The organism is Paenibacillus glacialis (assembly GCF_001637205.1).
GTDB lineage: Bacteria > Bacillota > Bacilli > Paenibacillales > Paenibacillaceae > Paenibacillus_AQ > Paenibacillus_AQ glacialis.
Window position 1 is genome coordinate 496,646 of sequence record NZ_LVJH01000070.1, and the last position, 18,268, is coordinate 514,913.

General features: G+C 39.7%; 16 protein-coding genes. 4 read left to right on the plus strand and 12 right to left on the minus strand.

All coding sequences use genetic code 11. The features are described from left to right. Positions 1 to 38: 38 nt before the first annotated feature. From hisS to PGLA_RS25100, 4 genes are all read right to left on the minus strand, one after another. Complete coding sequence (hisS, locus tag PGLA_RS25085) at positions 39 to 1,283, minus strand: histidine--tRNA ligase (protein ID WP_068537918.1); 1,245 nt, start codon at positions 1,281 to 1,283, stop codon at positions 39 to 41. Positions 1,284 to 1,850: 567 nt separating this feature from the next. Next, on the minus strand, positions 1,851 to 2,276 hold the full coding sequence (locus tag PGLA_RS25090; RefSeq protein ID WP_068537919.1) for a hypothetical protein: 426 nt from the start codon (positions 2,274 to 2,276) through the stop codon (positions 1,851 to 1,853). Between the two features lie 421 nt (positions 2,277 to 2,697). Further along, on the minus strand, positions 2,698 to 3,147 hold the full coding sequence (gene dtd / locus PGLA_RS25095) for a D-aminoacyl-tRNA deacylase (RefSeq protein WP_068537920.1): 450 nt from the start codon (positions 3,145 to 3,147) through the stop codon (positions 2,698 to 2,700). A gap of 35 nt (positions 3,148 to 3,182) precedes the next feature. After that, positions 3,183 to 5,363, minus strand: coding sequence for a RelA/SpoT family protein (locus PGLA_RS25100; protein ID WP_068537921.1), 2,181 nt, complete (start codon positions 5,361 to 5,363; stop codon positions 3,183 to 3,185). Between the two features lie 287 nt (positions 5,364 to 5,650). Here PGLA_RS25100 and uraA point away from each other — a divergent pair, with 287 nt between their 5' ends. Beyond that, on the plus strand, positions 5,651 to 6,931 hold the full coding sequence (gene uraA, locus PGLA_RS25105; RefSeq protein ID WP_068537922.1) for a uracil permease: 1,281 nt from the start codon (positions 5,651 to 5,653) through the stop codon (positions 6,929 to 6,931). A gap of 100 nt (positions 6,932 to 7,031) precedes the next feature. On the opposite strand, the gene PGLA_RS25110 is transcribed toward uraA, so the two are convergent. The 6 genes from PGLA_RS25110 to PGLA_RS25135 form a co-directional block, all read right to left on the minus strand. Further along, the gene (locus tag PGLA_RS25110) at positions 7,032 to 7,550 is read right to left on the minus strand and encodes an adenine phosphoribosyltransferase (protein ID WP_068537923.1); all 519 of its coding nucleotides are present in this window, start codon (positions 7,548 to 7,550) and stop codon (positions 7,032 to 7,034) included. Between the two features lie 101 nt (positions 7,551 to 7,651). Then, positions 7,652 to 10,051 (minus strand): single-stranded-DNA-specific exonuclease RecJ, encoded by a 2,400-nt coding sequence (recJ, locus tag PGLA_RS25115; protein WP_068537924.1) that lies wholly within the window; start codon positions 10,049 to 10,051, stop codon positions 7,652 to 7,654. 52 nt (positions 10,052 to 10,103) lie between these two features. Further along, positions 10,104 to 11,051, minus strand: coding sequence for a cation diffusion facilitator family transporter (locus PGLA_RS25120; RefSeq protein WP_068537925.1), 948 nt, complete (start codon positions 11,049 to 11,051; stop codon positions 10,104 to 10,106). A 172-nt stretch (positions 11,052 to 11,223) separates the two neighbouring features. Continuing rightward, positions 11,224 to 12,120 carry a protein translocase subunit SecF gene (secF, locus tag PGLA_RS25125; RefSeq protein ID WP_068537926.1) on the minus strand — a complete coding sequence of 299 codons (897 nt, stop codon included), beginning with the start codon at positions 12,118 to 12,120 and terminating at the stop codon, positions 11,224 to 11,226. Next, positions 12,110 to 13,363 (minus strand): protein translocase subunit SecD, encoded by a 1,254-nt coding sequence (gene secD / locus PGLA_RS25130; protein WP_068537927.1) that lies wholly within the window; start codon positions 13,361 to 13,363, stop codon positions 12,110 to 12,112. The genes secF and secD overlap by 11 nt, the downstream gene beginning before the upstream one ends. A gap of 149 nt (positions 13,364 to 13,512) precedes the next feature. Beyond that, positions 13,513 to 13,770: a post-transcriptional regulator gene (locus tag PGLA_RS25135; RefSeq protein WP_068537928.1), complete on the minus strand. Its 258-nt coding sequence runs from the start codon at positions 13,768 to 13,770 to the stop codon at positions 13,513 to 13,515. A 189-nt stretch (positions 13,771 to 13,959) separates the two neighbouring features. On the opposite strand from PGLA_RS25135, the gene spoVB reads away from it, so the two are divergent. Beyond that, on the plus strand, positions 13,960 to 15,558 hold the full coding sequence (gene spoVB / locus PGLA_RS25140; protein WP_068537929.1) for a stage V sporulation protein B: 1,599 nt from the start codon (positions 13,960 to 13,962) through the stop codon (positions 15,556 to 15,558). Here spoVB and PGLA_RS25145 read toward each other — a convergent pair. Further along, complete coding sequence (locus tag PGLA_RS25145; RefSeq protein WP_068537985.1) at positions 15,551 to 16,303, minus strand: DUF421 domain-containing protein; 753 nt, start codon at positions 16,301 to 16,303, stop codon at positions 15,551 to 15,553. The two genes, spoVB and PGLA_RS25145, sit on opposite strands and share 8 nt — an antisense overlap. A gap of 217 nt (positions 16,304 to 16,520) precedes the next feature. Here PGLA_RS25145 and PGLA_RS25150 point away from each other — a divergent pair, with 217 nt between their 5' ends. Both PGLA_RS25150 and PGLA_RS25155 read left to right on the plus strand, forming a co-directional pair. Continuing rightward, positions 16,521 to 16,916 carry a TIGR04086 family membrane protein gene (locus tag PGLA_RS25150; RefSeq protein ID WP_068537930.1) on the plus strand — a complete coding sequence of 132 codons (396 nt, stop codon included), beginning with the start codon at positions 16,521 to 16,523 and terminating at the stop codon, positions 16,914 to 16,916. 74 nt (positions 16,917 to 16,990) lie between these two features. Next, positions 16,991 to 17,833 carry a phosphatase PAP2 family protein gene (locus PGLA_RS25155; RefSeq protein ID WP_245700318.1) on the plus strand — a complete coding sequence of 281 codons (843 nt, stop codon included), beginning with the start codon at positions 16,991 to 16,993 and terminating at the stop codon, positions 17,831 to 17,833. A gap of 103 nt (positions 17,834 to 17,936) precedes the next feature. Here PGLA_RS25155 and yajC read toward each other — a convergent pair whose 3' ends face one another. Then, positions 17,937 to 18,260: a preprotein translocase subunit YajC gene (gene yajC, locus PGLA_RS25160; RefSeq protein ID WP_068537931.1), complete on the minus strand. Its 324-nt coding sequence runs from the start codon at positions 18,258 to 18,260 to the stop codon at positions 17,937 to 17,939. Between the last annotated feature and the right edge of the window lie 8 nt (positions 18,261 to 18,268).

The following is an 18,268-nucleotide window of genomic DNA, read 5'->3' on the forward strand; positions in this document are numbered from 1 at the left end:
AATCATTCCCCTTTTCTATAGTTGGCCTAATAGGCATTTTATACAAGATTCAGATGGATCTCATCCAGTTTCACAGTAAGCTGTTCACCAGTTTCCATCGATTTCAGAGCAATTTCACCACGCTGTAGCTCATCTTCTCCAAGAATAGCCGTATAACGAGCCTTGAAACGATCTGAAGATTTCATCTGTGCTTTCATCTTCCGGCCCAAATAATCGCGTTCAGCTGAGAAGCCAAGTTGACGAAGCTTAAACAATTGTTTCGTAATTTCTTTGTCTGCTTCCTCGCCTAAAGCAACGAAGTAAACATCCAAAGGTTTCAGTGCATTTAGTTCGATCTGTTGTTTCTCAAGAATAAGTATAATACGCTCTAAACCAATTCCTACACCAATACCTGGTTGGTCTGGTCCACCAATACCACTCACAAGACCGTTATAACGACCTCCACCACCTATGGTATCAATAGCACCAATACCTTCTGCCTTGAATTCGAAAGCAGTATGCGTATAATAATCCAGTCCTCGAACGAGTCTTGGATTGACAACATAGTCAACTTCCATAACATCCAAATGCTGCTTTACATTCTCAAAAAGAGTGCTGCATTCTTCATCTAAGCTTTCCAAAATAGATGGTGCATCATGAAATTTATCTTGATCCACTTTACAATCCAGTACGCGCATAGGATTGCGATCTATCCGAGATTTACAATCTTTGCAAAGACTGTCCTTCATTGGTGTTAGATATGCAAGTAATTGCTCACGGTATGCTGTACGAGTCTCAGGAGTACCTACAGAGTTAATTTCTACCTTCACACCCTGCATTCCTAACTCCTTACAAAATTGATAACCAAGTGAAATCACTTCCGCATCAATTGCCGGATCAACTGCGCCGAAAGCTTCTACACCGAACTGATGAAATTGACGATACCGCCCTGCTTGAGGACGCTCATACCGAAACATAGGTCCGATATAATATAGCTTGCTAACGTCAGGCTCGCCGTATAACTTATTCTCCACGTACGCTCTGACTACGCCTGCTGTTCCTTCAGGACGTAACGTCATGCTACGGTCACCTTTATCATTGAACGTATACATTTCCTTCTCAACGATATCGGTTGTATCCCCAACACCACGTACAAATAAATCTGTCTGTTCAAATAGTGGCGTACGTATCTCACGATAATTAAAGCGTCTGCATAAATCTCTTGCTTTTTGCTCAACATATTGCCATTTTTCTACCATACCCGGCAATAAATCTTGCGTTCCTGTAGGTTTTTGAAAGGCCATTACAACTACCTCCTTTTACAAATTTAAACATTTTTAAAAACAGAAAAATCCCCCGCCCTGTTCAAAAAGAACCGGGACGAGAGATTATTATTAAAGTAATCACCCGTGGTACCACCCACATTTCGGATAACTTACTGTCCTTAGACTGTTGCAAGCATCCGCTTATACGATTAACGCCCGTTCAGCGCAGTATGGCTACTACAATCAGACGAATTCTCAAATGAGAGTCGCTTGTTTCGCCAACTGTTCTCGAGGAAGTCATTCATCCGGTCATCAAGAGAATCCTTACAGCCAAGGGACTCTTCTCTGATCTTGTGGAGCCTGGATTACTTAATCCCGTCATTGAATCGATTTTTAACTATTTTTAGATTGTAATGAACTAGCGTACTAAAGTCAATAGCTACCCTCACTTTACGACAAAAAAAAACCCACAATCGATATTGTAGGTCCAAAATTATATTAAAAAAGGGGGTCATGGGTTCATTATAGTCAGACTATGTTAAGAGAACATGAATTCTATATTACAGTTATATTACATTTAAGTAAGCGTTTTATTACCGGAGGGTTTTAATCTATTTTTTCAACATATGCATGATGTTCACGGAGTTTTTGAACAATGTCATCATATTGCTCAGCTTGGACCTTTGCGACAAGAACATAATTAAGATCTCCATAATCATCTGCGGAGTCAAACGATACCTCATCTTTAATTACAACTGATTCCCGCTGCATATTAGAATCAACGTCATCATTTACTTCTAAAGATGGTACTAGATTGATTCCTGCAACGCCACCCGCTCCCATAATACCTGCCGTATTTATACTCCCCACAGGGTTGATTGCCACTAAAGGCAATAAGAGATTGTTATTTCCTTTAATGGACTCCACTAACTTACTAACCTCTACATGTTCAGTTTCATACGTATGTAGCGTCGTTTTAGCACCTTCCGCCTGGTCTTCTGTTTGAAAATACGCTTGGATTTGTCTAGACATATTAAATCCTCTTTTCTCTTAGAATGTCATTGTTATTACCCTAACTAGCGTATTTTATAACACACCAACATCCAGTAACACGTTGAGACTCACCACACTCGTTTGAAAATCCGGTATATATAAAAAGACAACCCTCAAGGGTTGTCCATGTTCAACATGCAATTATCGTATCAATCGTTCTACATTCTAGGTATATCGTCTCGATGGTTACCCTTGGGGCAGACCGCCCACATTGGATATGACACACACTTTGAAGCACGATCACTTTGAAGGATTTCATTAAAGCTCCCTATCGATATCATAGGTAATACTTGAGAAGAACATTGTTTGGATGACTGACGCATGATTCAGTGCTCCTTTGGTTAGATAGAAATAGCATATCTTGAGCTCTATTTTAAATCATTCCCTCTAGTTCCACCTTCTATGCGTCTAATCGACTATCGATAATCAAGGTCACGGGTCCCCAGTTCGTAAACGAAACATCCATCATTTCACCAAACGTACCTGTTTCAACCTGTATCCCTTTGGCTATTAATTCACGGTTGAAGTATTCATAAAGTTCTTCTGCAATATCAGGTTTTGCTGCAGACATGAAGTTCGGTCTTCTGCCTTTACGGCAATCCCCATAAAGCGTGAACTGAGATACGGACAATATCGCTCCACCTATATCTACAACACTGTAGTTCATTTTACCAAGATCATCTTCAAAAATTCGCAAGCCCGCTACCTTCTCAACCAAGTATTTAGCGTCCTTCTCTGTATCTTCATGAGTGACCCCTACGAGCACCATTAAGCCCTGATCTATCTTGCCCACGATATCTCCATCAACGGTAACACACGCCTCTTTACAGCGTTGCACAACCACTTTCATATGAACTTACTCGCTCCTTTGTCAATCAACCATCATTACTGGATAATTCGGTGCACTGTGTACACATCCTTCACCCTTTTGATTCGCTCAACGACGGAATGAAGGTGATCCGTATTACGGATTAGGATGGTCATATGCATCTGTGCCATTTTGTTCTTATCAGAACGTCCCGTGACCGCAGAAATATTCGTCTTCATCTCAGACACAGCCTGTAGCACCTCATTTAAGAGTCCGTTACGATCATGACCCGTAATCTCGATGTCTACACTATAATTAGCTTCAAGCTGCCCTTCCCACTCCACTTCAATAACACGTGCTGCTTCCTCTCCATCACCTTCTGATGGAATATTCGGACAATCTGTACGATGTATAGACACGCCTCTTCCGCGCGTAACATAACCAATAATTTCATCACCAGGTACTGGATTACAGCAACGCGCAAATCGTATCAATAAGTTATCTATCCCTTTAACACGAACACCATTCGTAGGGCGATTTTTCTTTTCAACAGTAGGCGCCTTGATTTCCTTGATTTCCAAGGTCAATTCGATCTGATTCGCTTCTTCTTGCTCTTTACGCAACTTCTCCGTCAGACGTGTACAAATCTGAGATGCGGTAATACCACTGAAACCTACAGCCGAGAGCATGTCTTCTGGGTCATTGAAAGCAAACTTCTTAGCTACTTCCATTAACTTATCTTCAGTCATCCATTCCGAAGGTTCCAAACCAAGCCGCTTCAGTTCCCGCTCAATAGAATCATGTCCTTTTTCAACATTCTCTTCTCGGCGTTCCTTCTTGAACCATTGTTTAATTTTACTTTTAGCATGAGAAGACTGGGCAATCTTAAGCCAATCCTGACTTGGACCGTAAGAATGCTTAGAAGTCATGATTTCGACAATATCGCCCGTCTTGAGCTTATGATCCAACGGCACGATACGACCATTGACTTTAGAACCAATCGTACGATTCCCAACTTCGGTATGGATTCTGTATGCATAATCTAACGGTACGGATCCTGAAGGGAGTTCAACCACTTCTCCTTTAGGTGTAAATACAAAGACAAGATCAGAGAAAAAGTCCATCTTCAGTGATTCCACGAATTCTGACGCATCCTTTGCCTCATGTTGTAGTTCGAGAATCTCTCTGAAAAATGTCATTTTATTCTCAAAAGTACCTACAGCGGAAGTACCTTCCTTATAGGCCCAATGCGCAGCAATACCAAATTCCGCAGTACGATGCATTTCCAATGTACGAATTTGTACTTCTGTAGGTTCTCCATTAGGACCAACCACAGTAGTATGAAGGGATTGATACATATTCGCTTTTGGCATAGCTATATAATCTTTAAAGCGCCCCGGCATCGGTTTCCATAAGGTATGGATAATTCCTAATGTCGCATAACAGTCTTTGATATTGTCTACAATGATACGGATAGCAAGCAAATCATATATTTCATTGAATTGTTTGTTTTTAGTCGTCATTTTGTTGAACACGCTATAAATATGTTTAGGTCGACCAGAAAGGTCCCCCTCAATACCCATTTCGTCCAATTTTTCTTTAATTCTCAAAATAACACGATCAACAAATTCCTCGCGTTCAGCACGCTTTTTGTGAATCAGATTCGCTATACGATAATACTGTTGTGGATTTAAGTATCTTAGAGAAAGGTCTTCCATTTCACCTTTGATCGCAGAAATACCTAAACGATCTGCAATAGGACAAAAGATCTCCAACGTCTCATATGCGATCCGACGTTGACTCTCTTCGGATTGGAACTTCAATGTTCGCATATTATGAAGGCGATCCGCTAATTTAATCACGATAACACGGATATCCTGTGCCATAGCAATAAACATTTTCCTATAGTTCTCATTCTGCTGTTCTTCTTTGGAACGGAACTTAATACGCTCAAGCTTAGTAAGTCCATCTACAAGCATCGCACAGGTATCTCCGAATTGGTTACGAATATCAGCTAACGAGACTGTTGTATCTTCAACGACATCATGTAAGAGAGCCGCTATAACAGACAAGGAGTCCATCTGCATGCTCACGACAATATCTGCAACCGCTAGCGGATGCAGAATATAAGGTTCGCCTGATTTACGCAACTGGCCGTGATGAGCCTGTTCCGCAAAGTCATATGCTTCTTGGATGCGGATAAGATCATTTTCTTTTATATAGGCTTCAGCCTTTTCAAGTAATCGCTCTATGCCCATCTATTTTATTCCGGTTCCCTTCTATATAAAATGGAACCCGCATTTCCAATAATCTTTGCAGGTTCCCTCCGTGTGATTTTTTATTAATTATGACGCTTGTGACGTAATACGTCAACACTTCAGCCAATCGAATGCAAAGGATGACATTGATGTACTATTTTCAACATAAAAGTACACATATAAGTGATTATTTCGAAAATGTTATTGTAATATTCACCAAATCTAATTAATCTATATAAGATCATTTTTAAAAGTTAAAATACAAAATCAATTAGGAGTGAAAATCTTTGCAACGAGAAATTCAAGTTAATGAACGATTACCTCTAGGTCCAGGCTTTCTACTTAGCCTTCAACACTTATTCGCAATGTTCGGTAGCACCGTGTTAGTACCAAATCTGTTCCATGTCGATCCTGGGATGATTCTTTTAATGAATGGTATCGGCACTTTATTTTATATTCTGATTTGTAAAGGGAAGATCCCCGCATACTTGGGCTCCAGCTTTGCTTTTATTTCTCCCGTTGTCATGGTACTAGATAAACATCCCGATCAAGGTTATTCGTTAGCATTGGGTGCGTTTATTGTTACGGGGGTTATTTTTTGTATCGTAGCATTAATTGTAAAATTTGTAGGTACGTCCTGGATTGATGTCGTGTTCCCTCCAGCTGTGATGGGGGCTATTGTGGCGACGATTGGACTCGAACTCGTACCGGTAGCCGCACGGATGGCTGGCCTTATTGCGCCAGAGAATGTAGCAACTGCCAGTTGGACTCCCAACATGCCTACCATCATTATATCCATGACAACTTTGGGTGTTACTATCATCGGTGCCCTCATGTTCCGTGGGTTCCCAAAAATTATACATATCTTGATTGGTATTGTAACAGGGTATGGCTTGGCATACTTCATGGGTGAAGTTAACACATCTGCGATAGCTAGCGCTAATTTTTTCTCCACACCACACATCACAACACCTAGCTGGAACTTATCTGTCATCTTTACGATAATTCCAGTTTCTCTAGTGGTTATTGTCGAACATATAGGTCATCTACTTGTGACAAGTAATATTGTCGGTAAAGATCTCAATAAAGAACCAGGTCTTCATCGCTCACTACTCGGGAATGGAATTTCAACCATTTTCTCTGGCTTTGTTGGTTCAACGCCTAATACAACCTACGGCGAGAATATAGGGGTTATGGCACTCACTAAGGTTTACTCCGTCTTTGTCATTGGTGGAGCTGCTATTATTGCCATCCTCCTATCTTTCTCTGGAACCTTCTCCTCTGTGATTTCAGAAATACCTCCTGCTGTAATGGGGGGCGTGTCTCTTCTCTTGTTCGGCGTTATAGCAGCCTCAGGTCTTCGTATATTTGTTGAGCAGAAAGTTGATTTCTCTAAAGCATCTAATATGATTTTAGCTACTCTTGTGTTGGTTATTGGTCTAAGTGGAGCCACTCTTCATATTGGCGGCGTTGAACTTAAAGGCATGGCATTAGCAACCATTGTAGGAATTGCGCTTAGCTTATTTATCAAGTTGATAGAAGTGCTTGGGTTATCTAACGAGAAATAGTATATCGCTGTTATCCCCAAAAAAACCTCTTCCTTTTTTATAAAGGAAAGAGGTTTTTTTTAGAGTCATTTATCCGACTATTTCCCGAGAAATTTATCTCTTAGTCTTCATAGGATAGAAGTGAGAACACTTCTACATCCGTTAATTTGTCGCGTCCTTTTAATTGATCTAGCTCAATTAGGAAAGCAGCACCCACAACATCTCCACCTAGTTGACGAACTAAGTTTACTGAAGTTGAGATCGTTCCACCCGTAGCAAGCAGATCATCTGCAATTAGTACTTTTTGACCTTTTTCAATCGCATCCGTGTGCATTGCTAGACTGTCTTTTCCATATTCCAAATTATATCCCAATTCGATGGTCTCATAAGGAAGCTTGCCACTTTTACGGATCGGAATAAATCCAACGCCGAGTGCATAAGCAAGAGGTGCTCCCACAACGAACCCACGAGCCTCTGGACCGGCAATAAGATCTATTTCAAGATGCTTAACAAGCTCCTTCAGTTCATCAATGGCTTTCTTATACATAGCACCATCTTTAAGCAACGTTGTTATATCTTTAAAGCTAATTCCCTGCTCTGGAAAGTCAGGAATGACACGAATATAATCTTTTAAATTCAAGTTAATTTCCTCCTAAAATGTTTTAAGCGTTACTTCTTGAATATACTTCGTAAAACATACATCGGAAGCATAACCCAATGTTTTGAGCGTACCATTTGATATTATGAAGCACCTTTCAACAGGGTTATCATCCAATTTGTCAATTGCATTGTGTTAGTATAGAATAAATTTTGCTCCATCTCCGCAAGGTTTCCTAGCTCACGAAAGTGCAGTGAATCATCCAGGTCCTTCTTGGGAGGTTTAGGCACAAGCGTTATAGAACCATTACTTCGTTCAATAAAGGACAACTCTTCAAATACATCCATCATCTTGGAAAGCATCCTTACAGAAGTTGATGATTGACGGCTAATTTGGGATAATACGTCCCTCTCAGATACAGGTTTAGAACCAATGCGAGACAACAAAATATACAACTTTTTAAACAGTTCTCGATCAGGAACTTGAAGTTTCTCTCGAACATCCATGGCATGTAGTAAGACAATATTACGTAATGACTTATATGCTGTCATCATCTCATCTAACTGACGTGGAGACTGTGGTGCGTCCAAAACAAACAAAGTCGTAATATCTTCCTTCCCATCTTGTTCTGCAACTGTATTAGCGCTTGTCATTCCGCCGTTCTTATCATATACCCAAAGGGATAGTTCTTTCAAATGATTTCTAACATCCCGCAGTGTATTTTCTTCGGATAGTACGCCAATTTGCGTAGATTGACCACGTAAGCGAGGACCCATGAGTTGTAGGAAACGATTCATCTCCACATCGGGTTCTTTGACGCCACGTAAATCATACACTTGGGGTTCAGAAACCGCTAAATCATGAAGCATCAATTGCAGTTTACGAGAACCATTCCACTCATTAATTGACAATTCTCCAATAACGTCCAATGGGATTCCCGTCGTCAATAGCTCTGCTAAGTCACCTTGTCCAAAGGCGACAGCTTCCAACCTACTATTTTCTTGTTGCATAGTAAGTCGAAGATGATTATGATCACGACCCATTGTGCGACTTTCCCGAAGCTCTATATCCCTAATGATGAAGCGCGGTATTGGATTATCCATCCCGAAAGGTTGTAATAACTCTATTTCTTCAATAACAGAAATAGGTAAGTCTGATACCTTCCATTCCCCATCTGCCACTACTACAGGAATGAGATCCTCTGGTATTAGAATAGACTTCGCATATTGATTTAGAGCACATTCAAATTCACTTAGCTGTTCTATATGCAAACTCATTCCTGCAGCTGCCGGATGACCACCATAGTGATCCATTAAATGTTTGCAAGAAGTTAGAGCTGCATACATATCAAGTCCAGGGATTGAACGAGCAGAACCTTTGCATATTCCCGTCTCTTCATCAATACCTAATATGAGGACTGGACGATAGTAACGTTCTAATATTTTGGATGCTACAATACCAACAACACCGACATTCCAGCCTTTTCCTGCTAACACAATCACAGAAGGTAGACCAGCATTCTGTATCTTCAACGCCAACTGTGCAAGCGCTTCTTGCAGAATATCTTCGACAACCTTTTGCCTCTGTTTATTCAAGCTATCTAACTCATGGGCAAGACCCAGAGCTTCGGTAGAATCTTCAGTAGTCAATAAAGACACAGCTCTACCTGCATGATCTAATCTTCCACTTGCATTAATTCTAGGAGCCATACCAAATGCAATGTTGGTGGAAGTTACTGTCTCCTTAACAATTCCACTTACCTCAAGTAATGCTTGAATCCCTTGAAAAGTAGATTTGCGCATCGAGGCAAGCCCTGTCCGAACTAAGATACGATTCTCGCCCGTCAGGGGCATTAAATCAGCTATCGTTCCAATGGCAACGAGTTCCGTCCATTCCATAGGCGGGTTGCCTAATAAGGCCTGACACAGCTTGTATGCCACCCCAACACCAGCTAAGCCTTTATACGGATACGAACAAACGGATAGCTTAGGATTAATGAGCGCGTAAGCATTAGGCAAAACCTCAGGAGGCTCATGGTGATCCGTAATAATAACATCTATCCCAAGGGAGTTCGCGTAAGCTACCTGCTCCACTGCACTAATCCCCGTATCAACCGTTATCATGAGAGAGACTCCTTGTTGATGAGCCCAATCCATAGCATGATTATGAAGCCCATACCCCTCATTGGAACGATGTGGTATATAGATATCGAATGAGGCACCCATGTGGCGCATGAGATGAATCATCAAAGATGTACTAGAAACTCCGTCGGCATCATAATCCCCATATACTAAAATATGTTCTTCACTATCAATAGCATGGAGAATTCTTGGAACCGCTTCTTTCATTCCGTGTAACAGGAAAGGATCATGCAAATCATCCATGTTACCTTTTATAAACATGTTAGCCTCTTCAACGGTGCAAATCCCCCTTGTGATAAGCAGGGAAGCGAGCAGCGGGGAAATAGACAATACTTCAGCAAATTGTTGACTTGCATTAGCATCGTATGCCTGTGGCTGCCACTTATACTTCGAATGGAGCACGTGTATTCACCTTTCTTTCCCAACCTTGTTCAAATTTCATTCAACATTGTGTTTATTGGAGAAATGTCGGTGTATCCCGACTTGTTAATTCATGGTTAGACTTATAAGGATACCCAGGATCATATGGAACAACTTGAATATTTACGTCACTCACATGTAGAAAACGATTCATCAAAAGTTTTTTAGCTCGATCAGCAATATCTTGCGCTTCCAAAACCGTAATACGTGGATTAACACTAACTTTTACATAAATAACAATATAATGTCCGTGCTCTTGTGACTTCAGATCATCTACTGTTATTATGCCGTGGACACGTTGGACCGTATCAATAAAATTAGCAGAATTTTCTTCTTCTATTTCCTGATGAGCAATCCTTCCATAGACAGAATTCACGATAAGAAGATACCCTTTTCTAAGAACAAGAACCGATACAATTAACCCTGCAATAGAGTCCATGTATAGTAATCCAGGCCATCCAAACATATCTCCTGCAAACGAAAGAATTACACCTAGCAATACGATAAAAGATGAATATAATCCTAGACGGTGGTTTGCAGCATATACCGTATGCTTACCTTCATTTCTTTTTTTCGATACACGGTATTGAAATTGAAAGATAGCTTCTCTTACAGCAAGAGAGACAAAGATGGCAATCACTGAGAATAGTCCCGGTGATTTCAAATCATCCTTCGAAAGATTCATAATCGCATTCGTAGCAATTTGTAATCCTCCCATAAGAACTAAGACAGAAAAAAGAATAGTTATCATAGGTGTTGCTTTTGCGGTTTTCCGATTACCTCTTACAGCGGCCTGCCACTTCCAAGGCATTTTATCTGCTAGTGAAGTAGAAGCTTCCGTCGCTGAATACAAAGCATCCCCTAGTAAAGCTTTACTACCCGAGAAATACCCAACAATTCCTTTAAAGAAAGCAAGTCCGAATTCACAAATAATTCCCGTCCAAGTTACGGTTTCCACTAATGCTGAACGTTGTGTAGTCACATGAGCCCCCCTCTAGCAACTTCAATTCCTATATCTCTAGTCTCCATAAAATAGTCATCCCATCTCACAATATCAATGGAGTCTAATGATGTACCATAACATATCTAATCATTATGAAAGCCGCGTCATCATAGACCGCGGCTTTCTTTGTTTTATTCCAATTCCCTTAGGCTTATGATGTTTTGCCAATTTTCTTATTCTTTTCTTTACTTTTAAGGAAGAACCAGAATGGGCTTGCAATAAAGATCGTTGAATATGCTCCAAATACAAGTCCAATAACCATAGCAAAAGAGAACATTTTAATGGATTCTCCTCCAAATAGGTACAGGAAGAGTGCTGCAATAAAGACAGTGAGTGCCGTATAAATGGAACGTTTAAGCATTTGATTCACACTCTTATTCACCAAGACAACAAGATCCTCGTTCGTCTTGAGCTTAGCGAAACGTAAATTCTCACGTATCCGGTCGAATATAACAATCGTATCATTAATCGAATAACCAATGATTGTCAAGACGGCGGTGATGAAGATCAAATCCACTTCCAAACGGAATACGGAGAACACAGTGACAACCAAGAAAGCATCATGAATGAGCGACAATATCGCTGCTAACGCAAAGCGCCATTCAAAGCGAATGCTTACATAAATTATAATACCAATACAAGAGAGTAATACTGCATAAATGGCATTTTTCCCAAGTTCCTTAGCCATCTCAGTATCTACTGTATTGACCTCAAAAGATGCTGTGCTATCCAACTTTTGAATCTCAGCTCTTAGTTGATGATCATGCTCTTCGTTTAGGACTTCGGTGAAGCGAATATTCATCCGTTTTTCACCTGGGGTAATACTTGTACCTTCATCGATCCCAATTTTCTTGAGAATCGGTTGAACTTCATTCTGTGTTAGCGACTTAGAGAGAGTTATATCTACATTGGAACCTGCGCGAAAATCTACTCCAAAATTCAAACCAAAGACAGAAAGACAGATAATCCCTACTATGGTTAAAATAATCGAAACTGTATAGAAATACTTGCTAATATGAACAAAATCAATTTCTTTCTTAAAGTTCACGGATTTCACTCTCCTTCACACCAAATTGCTTCGGCTTTTTAAGTAGGCCTGACTTAACCAAGAGGCCAAGCAACCAGTGGGAGAAGTAAACGTTCGTTGCAATACTCAATACGATTTCAACAATGAGTACTAATGCGAATCCTTTTACAGCACCTGTTCCGAAAGCAAACATAAAACCAGCAACAATAATAGTCGTGACATTAGAATCGATTATCGTACGGAATGAAGATTTATTCCCTAATTTAATGGAAGACAAAACACTTCTCCCATTTCGCATTTCTTCTCTAATTCGTTCATTGGTTATGATATTAGCATCTACAGCCATCCCTATCCCGAGTATAAATGCTGCTATACCAGGCAAGGTTAACGTGAAATCAGCCAGCACGAATACTAAAATTAGTAACCATGTGTGCAAAATCAAAGCAAAACTCGCTAATAATCCTGGTAAACGATATATTCCGATCATGAAAAGAAGAATAAAGGCAGATGCGATTAGACCCGCAACTATCGTTTGATCCAATGATTGTTTACCAAGCGTTGCCCCTACACTTTGGGAATACTTCTCTGTTAGGCTGAGCGGTAACGCTCCTAAGTTAATTGTATCCCGAAGATTCTTAGCTTCATCATTGGTGTAGCTACCGCTAATGGAAGCTTTCCCATCGGTTAATTCGGCTCTTACAACAGGAGCAGACAGCATAGTTTCATCTAAGAAAATACCTAATTCTTTACCGATAAGACGTTTTGTAATTTCTGTAAATTTAGCTTTGTCCTTCACTTGGATACTAATCTCAGGTTGGTTTAGAGAGTCATAACCCACTTCTGCACCATTCTCTTTAAAATCGCTTCCTAAGAGCTCTATTTTAGTGAAATCAGCAGCTTCTGTGCCTCCACCCGGCGAACTACGAAATGTCAGATTCGCAGGTTCTTTCATTTTCTTTCTAACTTCAGCCTCATTGGTTACTCCAGCGATCTTCAGACGAATTCGGTTAGATCCTTCTGTAGTCACCTCTGGTTCGCTTGTTCCTAGCACGTTAGCCCGCTTCTCTAAGCTCTGGGCTGTACGGTTCAAAGATTCTTTAGTAACAGTTTGTCCTTCTTCTAATGGTTTAGCCTCATAGAGAATCTCAAATCCTCCCTTAAGGTCAAGACCCAATCGGACTTTATCCAGTAATCCTGGAGTTGAAACTGCCATTACGCCAGTTAACACGATCACTGTAACGAAAAAACTAATTATTCTTTTCATGCCGTTCCTAGTTCCCCTTTCGTTCTCAATATTCCTATTATAGCCATGCGATAAAATGCAGTCAATTTATCAATATTGTAAAATTCGTGTCGCCGCATAATTCGACACTATCATTCTCCTATCTTTTCCAAGACAAAAAGGATCACTTCTTATTCAAAAGTAGATCCTTTATAGGCTGACATCGTCATAAAATTCATAAACCCCGTTACTTTCAGGGATAAAATATCATTGACTAACTTATAGATTGGAGGAAAGCCTTCCTTCTCATATTTTGAACTAACACAATTCCATATATCTTTACCAGTCACGTGCTCATATCCGATAAGTCTAAATTCTTCAGCCTTGCTCTTACACATCATTTGAATATCCTCATCGAACTCGATACTCCTTATATCTTCTACTCCCACGCGTACCCCTCCTCTCTACGATGTCTATATCTCTTAACAAATGTAATTCGACCCATAAACCCTATTTTCCTTTTTCTATGAAAGGAATTGCAAAGCTAAGCATGAGAAGGGACAGGTTGAGCATATCCATATAGTAATGGTCATGCTGGACAACCGGCTAAGCTTGACTCGGGAAGAGGGAGTGAAGAGTTGAATAAGCGTAAGAAACAAACGTTTATACAGGGAACCTTAATATTAGTGACAGCAGGTATAATTAATCGGATATTAGGGTTTATCCCTCGCATTGTTTTGCCCCGTGTTATTGGAGCAGAAGGTGTTGGAATTTACCAACTAGGATACCCCTTTTTTATTGTATTAATGACGATCATCACGGGAGGTATTCCCCTTGCTGTATCCAAGATTGTATCAGAGGCTGAGGCAGCCAATAACCCAAAAGCTTCACAAACAGTCCTACGAATTAGTCTCGGATTAACACTTGGACTTGGTATTATCTTTATGTTGTTGTCTATCTTGTTTGCTCCTTGGATAACTCATAATATTCTGACAGACCCCAGAGTCTATCATACGTTTGTGAGTATGAGTCCAATGCTAGTCATTGTTGCAGCATCCTCTGTCTATCGAGGATATTTCCAAGGGAAACAGAATATGATTCCATCAGCCGTATCTTCCATTGTAGAGACGGTGGCTAGAATTGTCTGTGTACTTTGGTTCTCATTTCTTCTACTACCCAAAGGAATTGAATTTGGAGCAGCTGGAGCCATGTTAGGTGTTATGGCTGGTGAATTTATCGGTCTACTTATTTTATTATGGCAATATCATGCAGAGAATAAAAAGGGAGAATATCCTGATATAGATAACATCTTAGAAGTTGAACCCGCTATCATTCCTCAAAAAAAGGTACTTCGTCGATTGCTGAAGATTACGATCCCTGTCACTGCAGGTAAGCTTGTTGGATCGTTCTCCTATTTGTTCGAATCTATTATTACAGCACAAAGTCTTGCCTTAGCCGGTTTCGCCACCTCCGTTGTGACTGCTCAGTATGGAGCATTACAAGGTATGGTCATCCCATTATTGTTGCTACCAGGGGCACTAACCGCTGCATTAGCAGTCTCGCTCGTTCCTTCCTTATCAGAAGCAGCAACTCGTAAGGATATGGTTACGATTCACAAAAGACTCAACCAAACCTTAAGGTTAGCACTTGTAACAGGTGCTCCCTTCTCTGTTCTTATGTTTGTTCTTTCAGTTCCACTATGTTTGCTTCTATATAACGACCACAATATATCAAGTATGTTAAAGCTCATGGCGCCTTTTGCCTTATTTATTTATGTTCAAGCTCCTTTAATGGCCGCACTTCAAGCATTAGACCATCCTGGCAAGGCTCTTCGCAATACATTAATTGGATCTGCTATTAAGTTATTTCTGATTTGGTACTTAGCCTCTCAGCCTCAATACGGAATACTGGGTGCTGTAATTGCCATTATTGCTAACAGTATCATCGTCACGTTGTTACATGGTTTCAGCGTAGCTAGAATGCTATCTTTCAAATACAAGATTCTCGACTTCCTTAAGATGGGTGTAGCTATGATCGTAATGGCAGGAGGTACACAATTTGCATATACCTATCTTCCTTTTCATCAACTAACATGGTTACAATTCATCGCAGCAAGCATTGTCGGTATCATAATTTATATCATCATTATATTTAGTATCAAGCTCGTATCCTTACGGGATTTAGAGAAAACACCTTTAATCGGCGATTGGTTTCGCTCCAAACAGAAATTCACTTAACCGGTTCGCCACCTATTTTTTCCTTTAAATCAATGTATATACGATTTTTATGATCAATACTGCATAGAAAAACATCTTTGAAATCACTTGCCCCTTTCGTTAGAATCAGATTCTTCAACCAGAATCGTGTCTTTTTGATCAAATGTAGATTTTCATCTTGGACTCTACCATCCATAATTAAAGGCACGGGTAAGCCCTGTTCAGTTAGTTTACCTGCTGGTACCAATATTCTTCTCCTGCTCCTCCCTCTGCCTTTCCTTCCATTCGGAGAAGCTTCATCTGACGATTCCTCATCAGGCTTTGAATCTTTGGAAAGTACCGTAAGTTGACCCGTTGTCTCTAGAATCGCAAATTCTACATCTGCAATATTATCAATATCTTTCTGACGGATTTGAAGCATAAGATCATCAAGATTATAACGTTGCTTCTTCATGGCATCTCGATGGAGTTTCCCATTTGAAATGAGAACGGTTGGTTTTCCATCAAATAACAATCGTAGTTTCCGATTCTTCAAACTGATTTTTGCAATGACAATCTGTAAAATGACAAGCGTTACCATAGGAAGTATCCCGTCCAACAGGGGTTCTTTCATATCTTCTACAACAAACACGGCAAGTTCAGCAATCATAATCGAGATTACAAAATCAAATAGGGACAGTTTTCCAATTTCTCTTTTACCCATAATACGAATGGTGAAATAGATAAAGAAATACATCAGTAATGTTCTAAAAATGTGAGTTGTCATATCGGTTGTCACTTATATCTACTCCCTTAACCTTGTCACAATTGGACATGTTTGTATTGCTATTGTCACCTTATCTTATTAAGGTCATGCAATACTCTTCATTATTAATTAATGGCAATCCATATAAGCAATAACCCTATGCTTCATTGTTGTACTACTGGGGCAAGCCCTATCATACAATGACAGTAACATGTGGACTATAAAGGAGGTTTCTTATATGCAATTTATTCGTCAATTTATCTCTTTCAGAATTACCAACCCAATCCTTGCTGGACTTTGTTATGCTTTTTTCTGGATGATGCTAGGGTCATTTATTCTATCTTTGTTCTTATGGTTAAGTGGTCTGCAAGAACATGATCTTGGTGTGTATACTTATGTGATTCATATCTTCTCCGCAGTAGTAGGAGGTATCGTGTCAGGTAAGCGATCAGGCCGAAAAGGATGGTACAACGGGGGGATAACTGGAATATTTTATGGTGTATTTATTGTAATTATTGGGTTTCTCGCCTTAGATAATTCGATCACTTTAGAGCATATTTTCCTGATAGGAATAGCATTTGTACTTGGTGCCATTGGAGGCATGTTTGGTGTGAACTTAAGACAAAATATGTAATTCGCAACAATAGTCTCTTCCTTATATATGTGGTACACTAGATAAAGTCATTTTATAAAGAGGAGGCTGTTTCGGTGCTTTACCAATCCATGGGAACAATTACTTTAGCTTCAACAGCAACAGTTATTATACTAATCTGGTTAGGGTCTCTACGTAATCCCTTTCACGTAATCAAAGAGTTTGCATCCACACTTATCTCTTCACGAAGATTCTTAATTTTATTTATAACAGTAGCAGGTATTCTATTTATTAATAAATATGAACTCACGATTGAAAAAAGTATGAAATTTCAGGCTGATTTTACGCCTTGGATCTTCGGTATAGAAGGTCACTTCGTGAAGAATCTACAAGAATTCTTCTATAATCCAATAATTACGGAAATATGTGTGTTTTTCTATGTTATTGTTTTTCAATCTTTGTTGATTGCCTCTATCGGCGTTTACCTTTTGAATAAAAATAAGCTATTCGTGTATGCAACATGCTTCGCTATAGTTATTAATTATGTAGTAGCTATCCCTTTTTACCTCTTTTTTCCAGTTAATGAGGTCTGGTCTTATCCACTATCAGGAGTCACTTTTCATATGTTAGATGTATTTCCTTTATTCGAGAAATTATACAGACCCCTTTCTGGTCTAGACAATTGCTTCCCAAGTCTTCATACTTCTATCTCTGTGACAATTATGCTGTTAGCAGTACGTTCTGGTAATCTTCATTGGAGATTAATAACAACAATCAGTGCAACTATTGTAGTATTCAGTATATTCTATCTTGGAATTCATTGGGTAACTGATATGATAGCAGGATCATTACTGGGCATTACAGCTTCTACTTTAGGTATTTATTGGGCTAGATTGACCCTTAATAAAGAACAGGGCCTTCACAAGAAACGTTCTAAAGCTGTGGATCTATCCTACTAAACTAGAAACAGTAGACTTATAAAAGAAGAGAGGTTGTCCATGTTGTCAAATCGACAACATGGACAACCTCTTCTTATGTTTAACGAAAGTTTAGGATCAAGGATTATTTACTGTCTGAATCTGAGCGTACACCTTGACTAATTGCGCTACGGTCAAACGTAAGTTTTGTTGCATCATTAACAAGAAGTACAATGATGTCATCTGTGATTTCTACAATCGTACCGTGAAGACCACCGATGGTTACTACCTTATCTCCCTTGCTAAGAGCCTTTAGCATTGTGGCACGTGCTTTTTGTTTCTTTTGTTGCGGACGGATTAACAAAAAATAAAAGATCGCAAACATCAGAACAAACGGCCAAAGTAACTGAACCAGTGAACCCGCTCCTCCAGTACCTGAAGCTGCTGCAAAATCAAAACTCTCAAACATCTTATTTC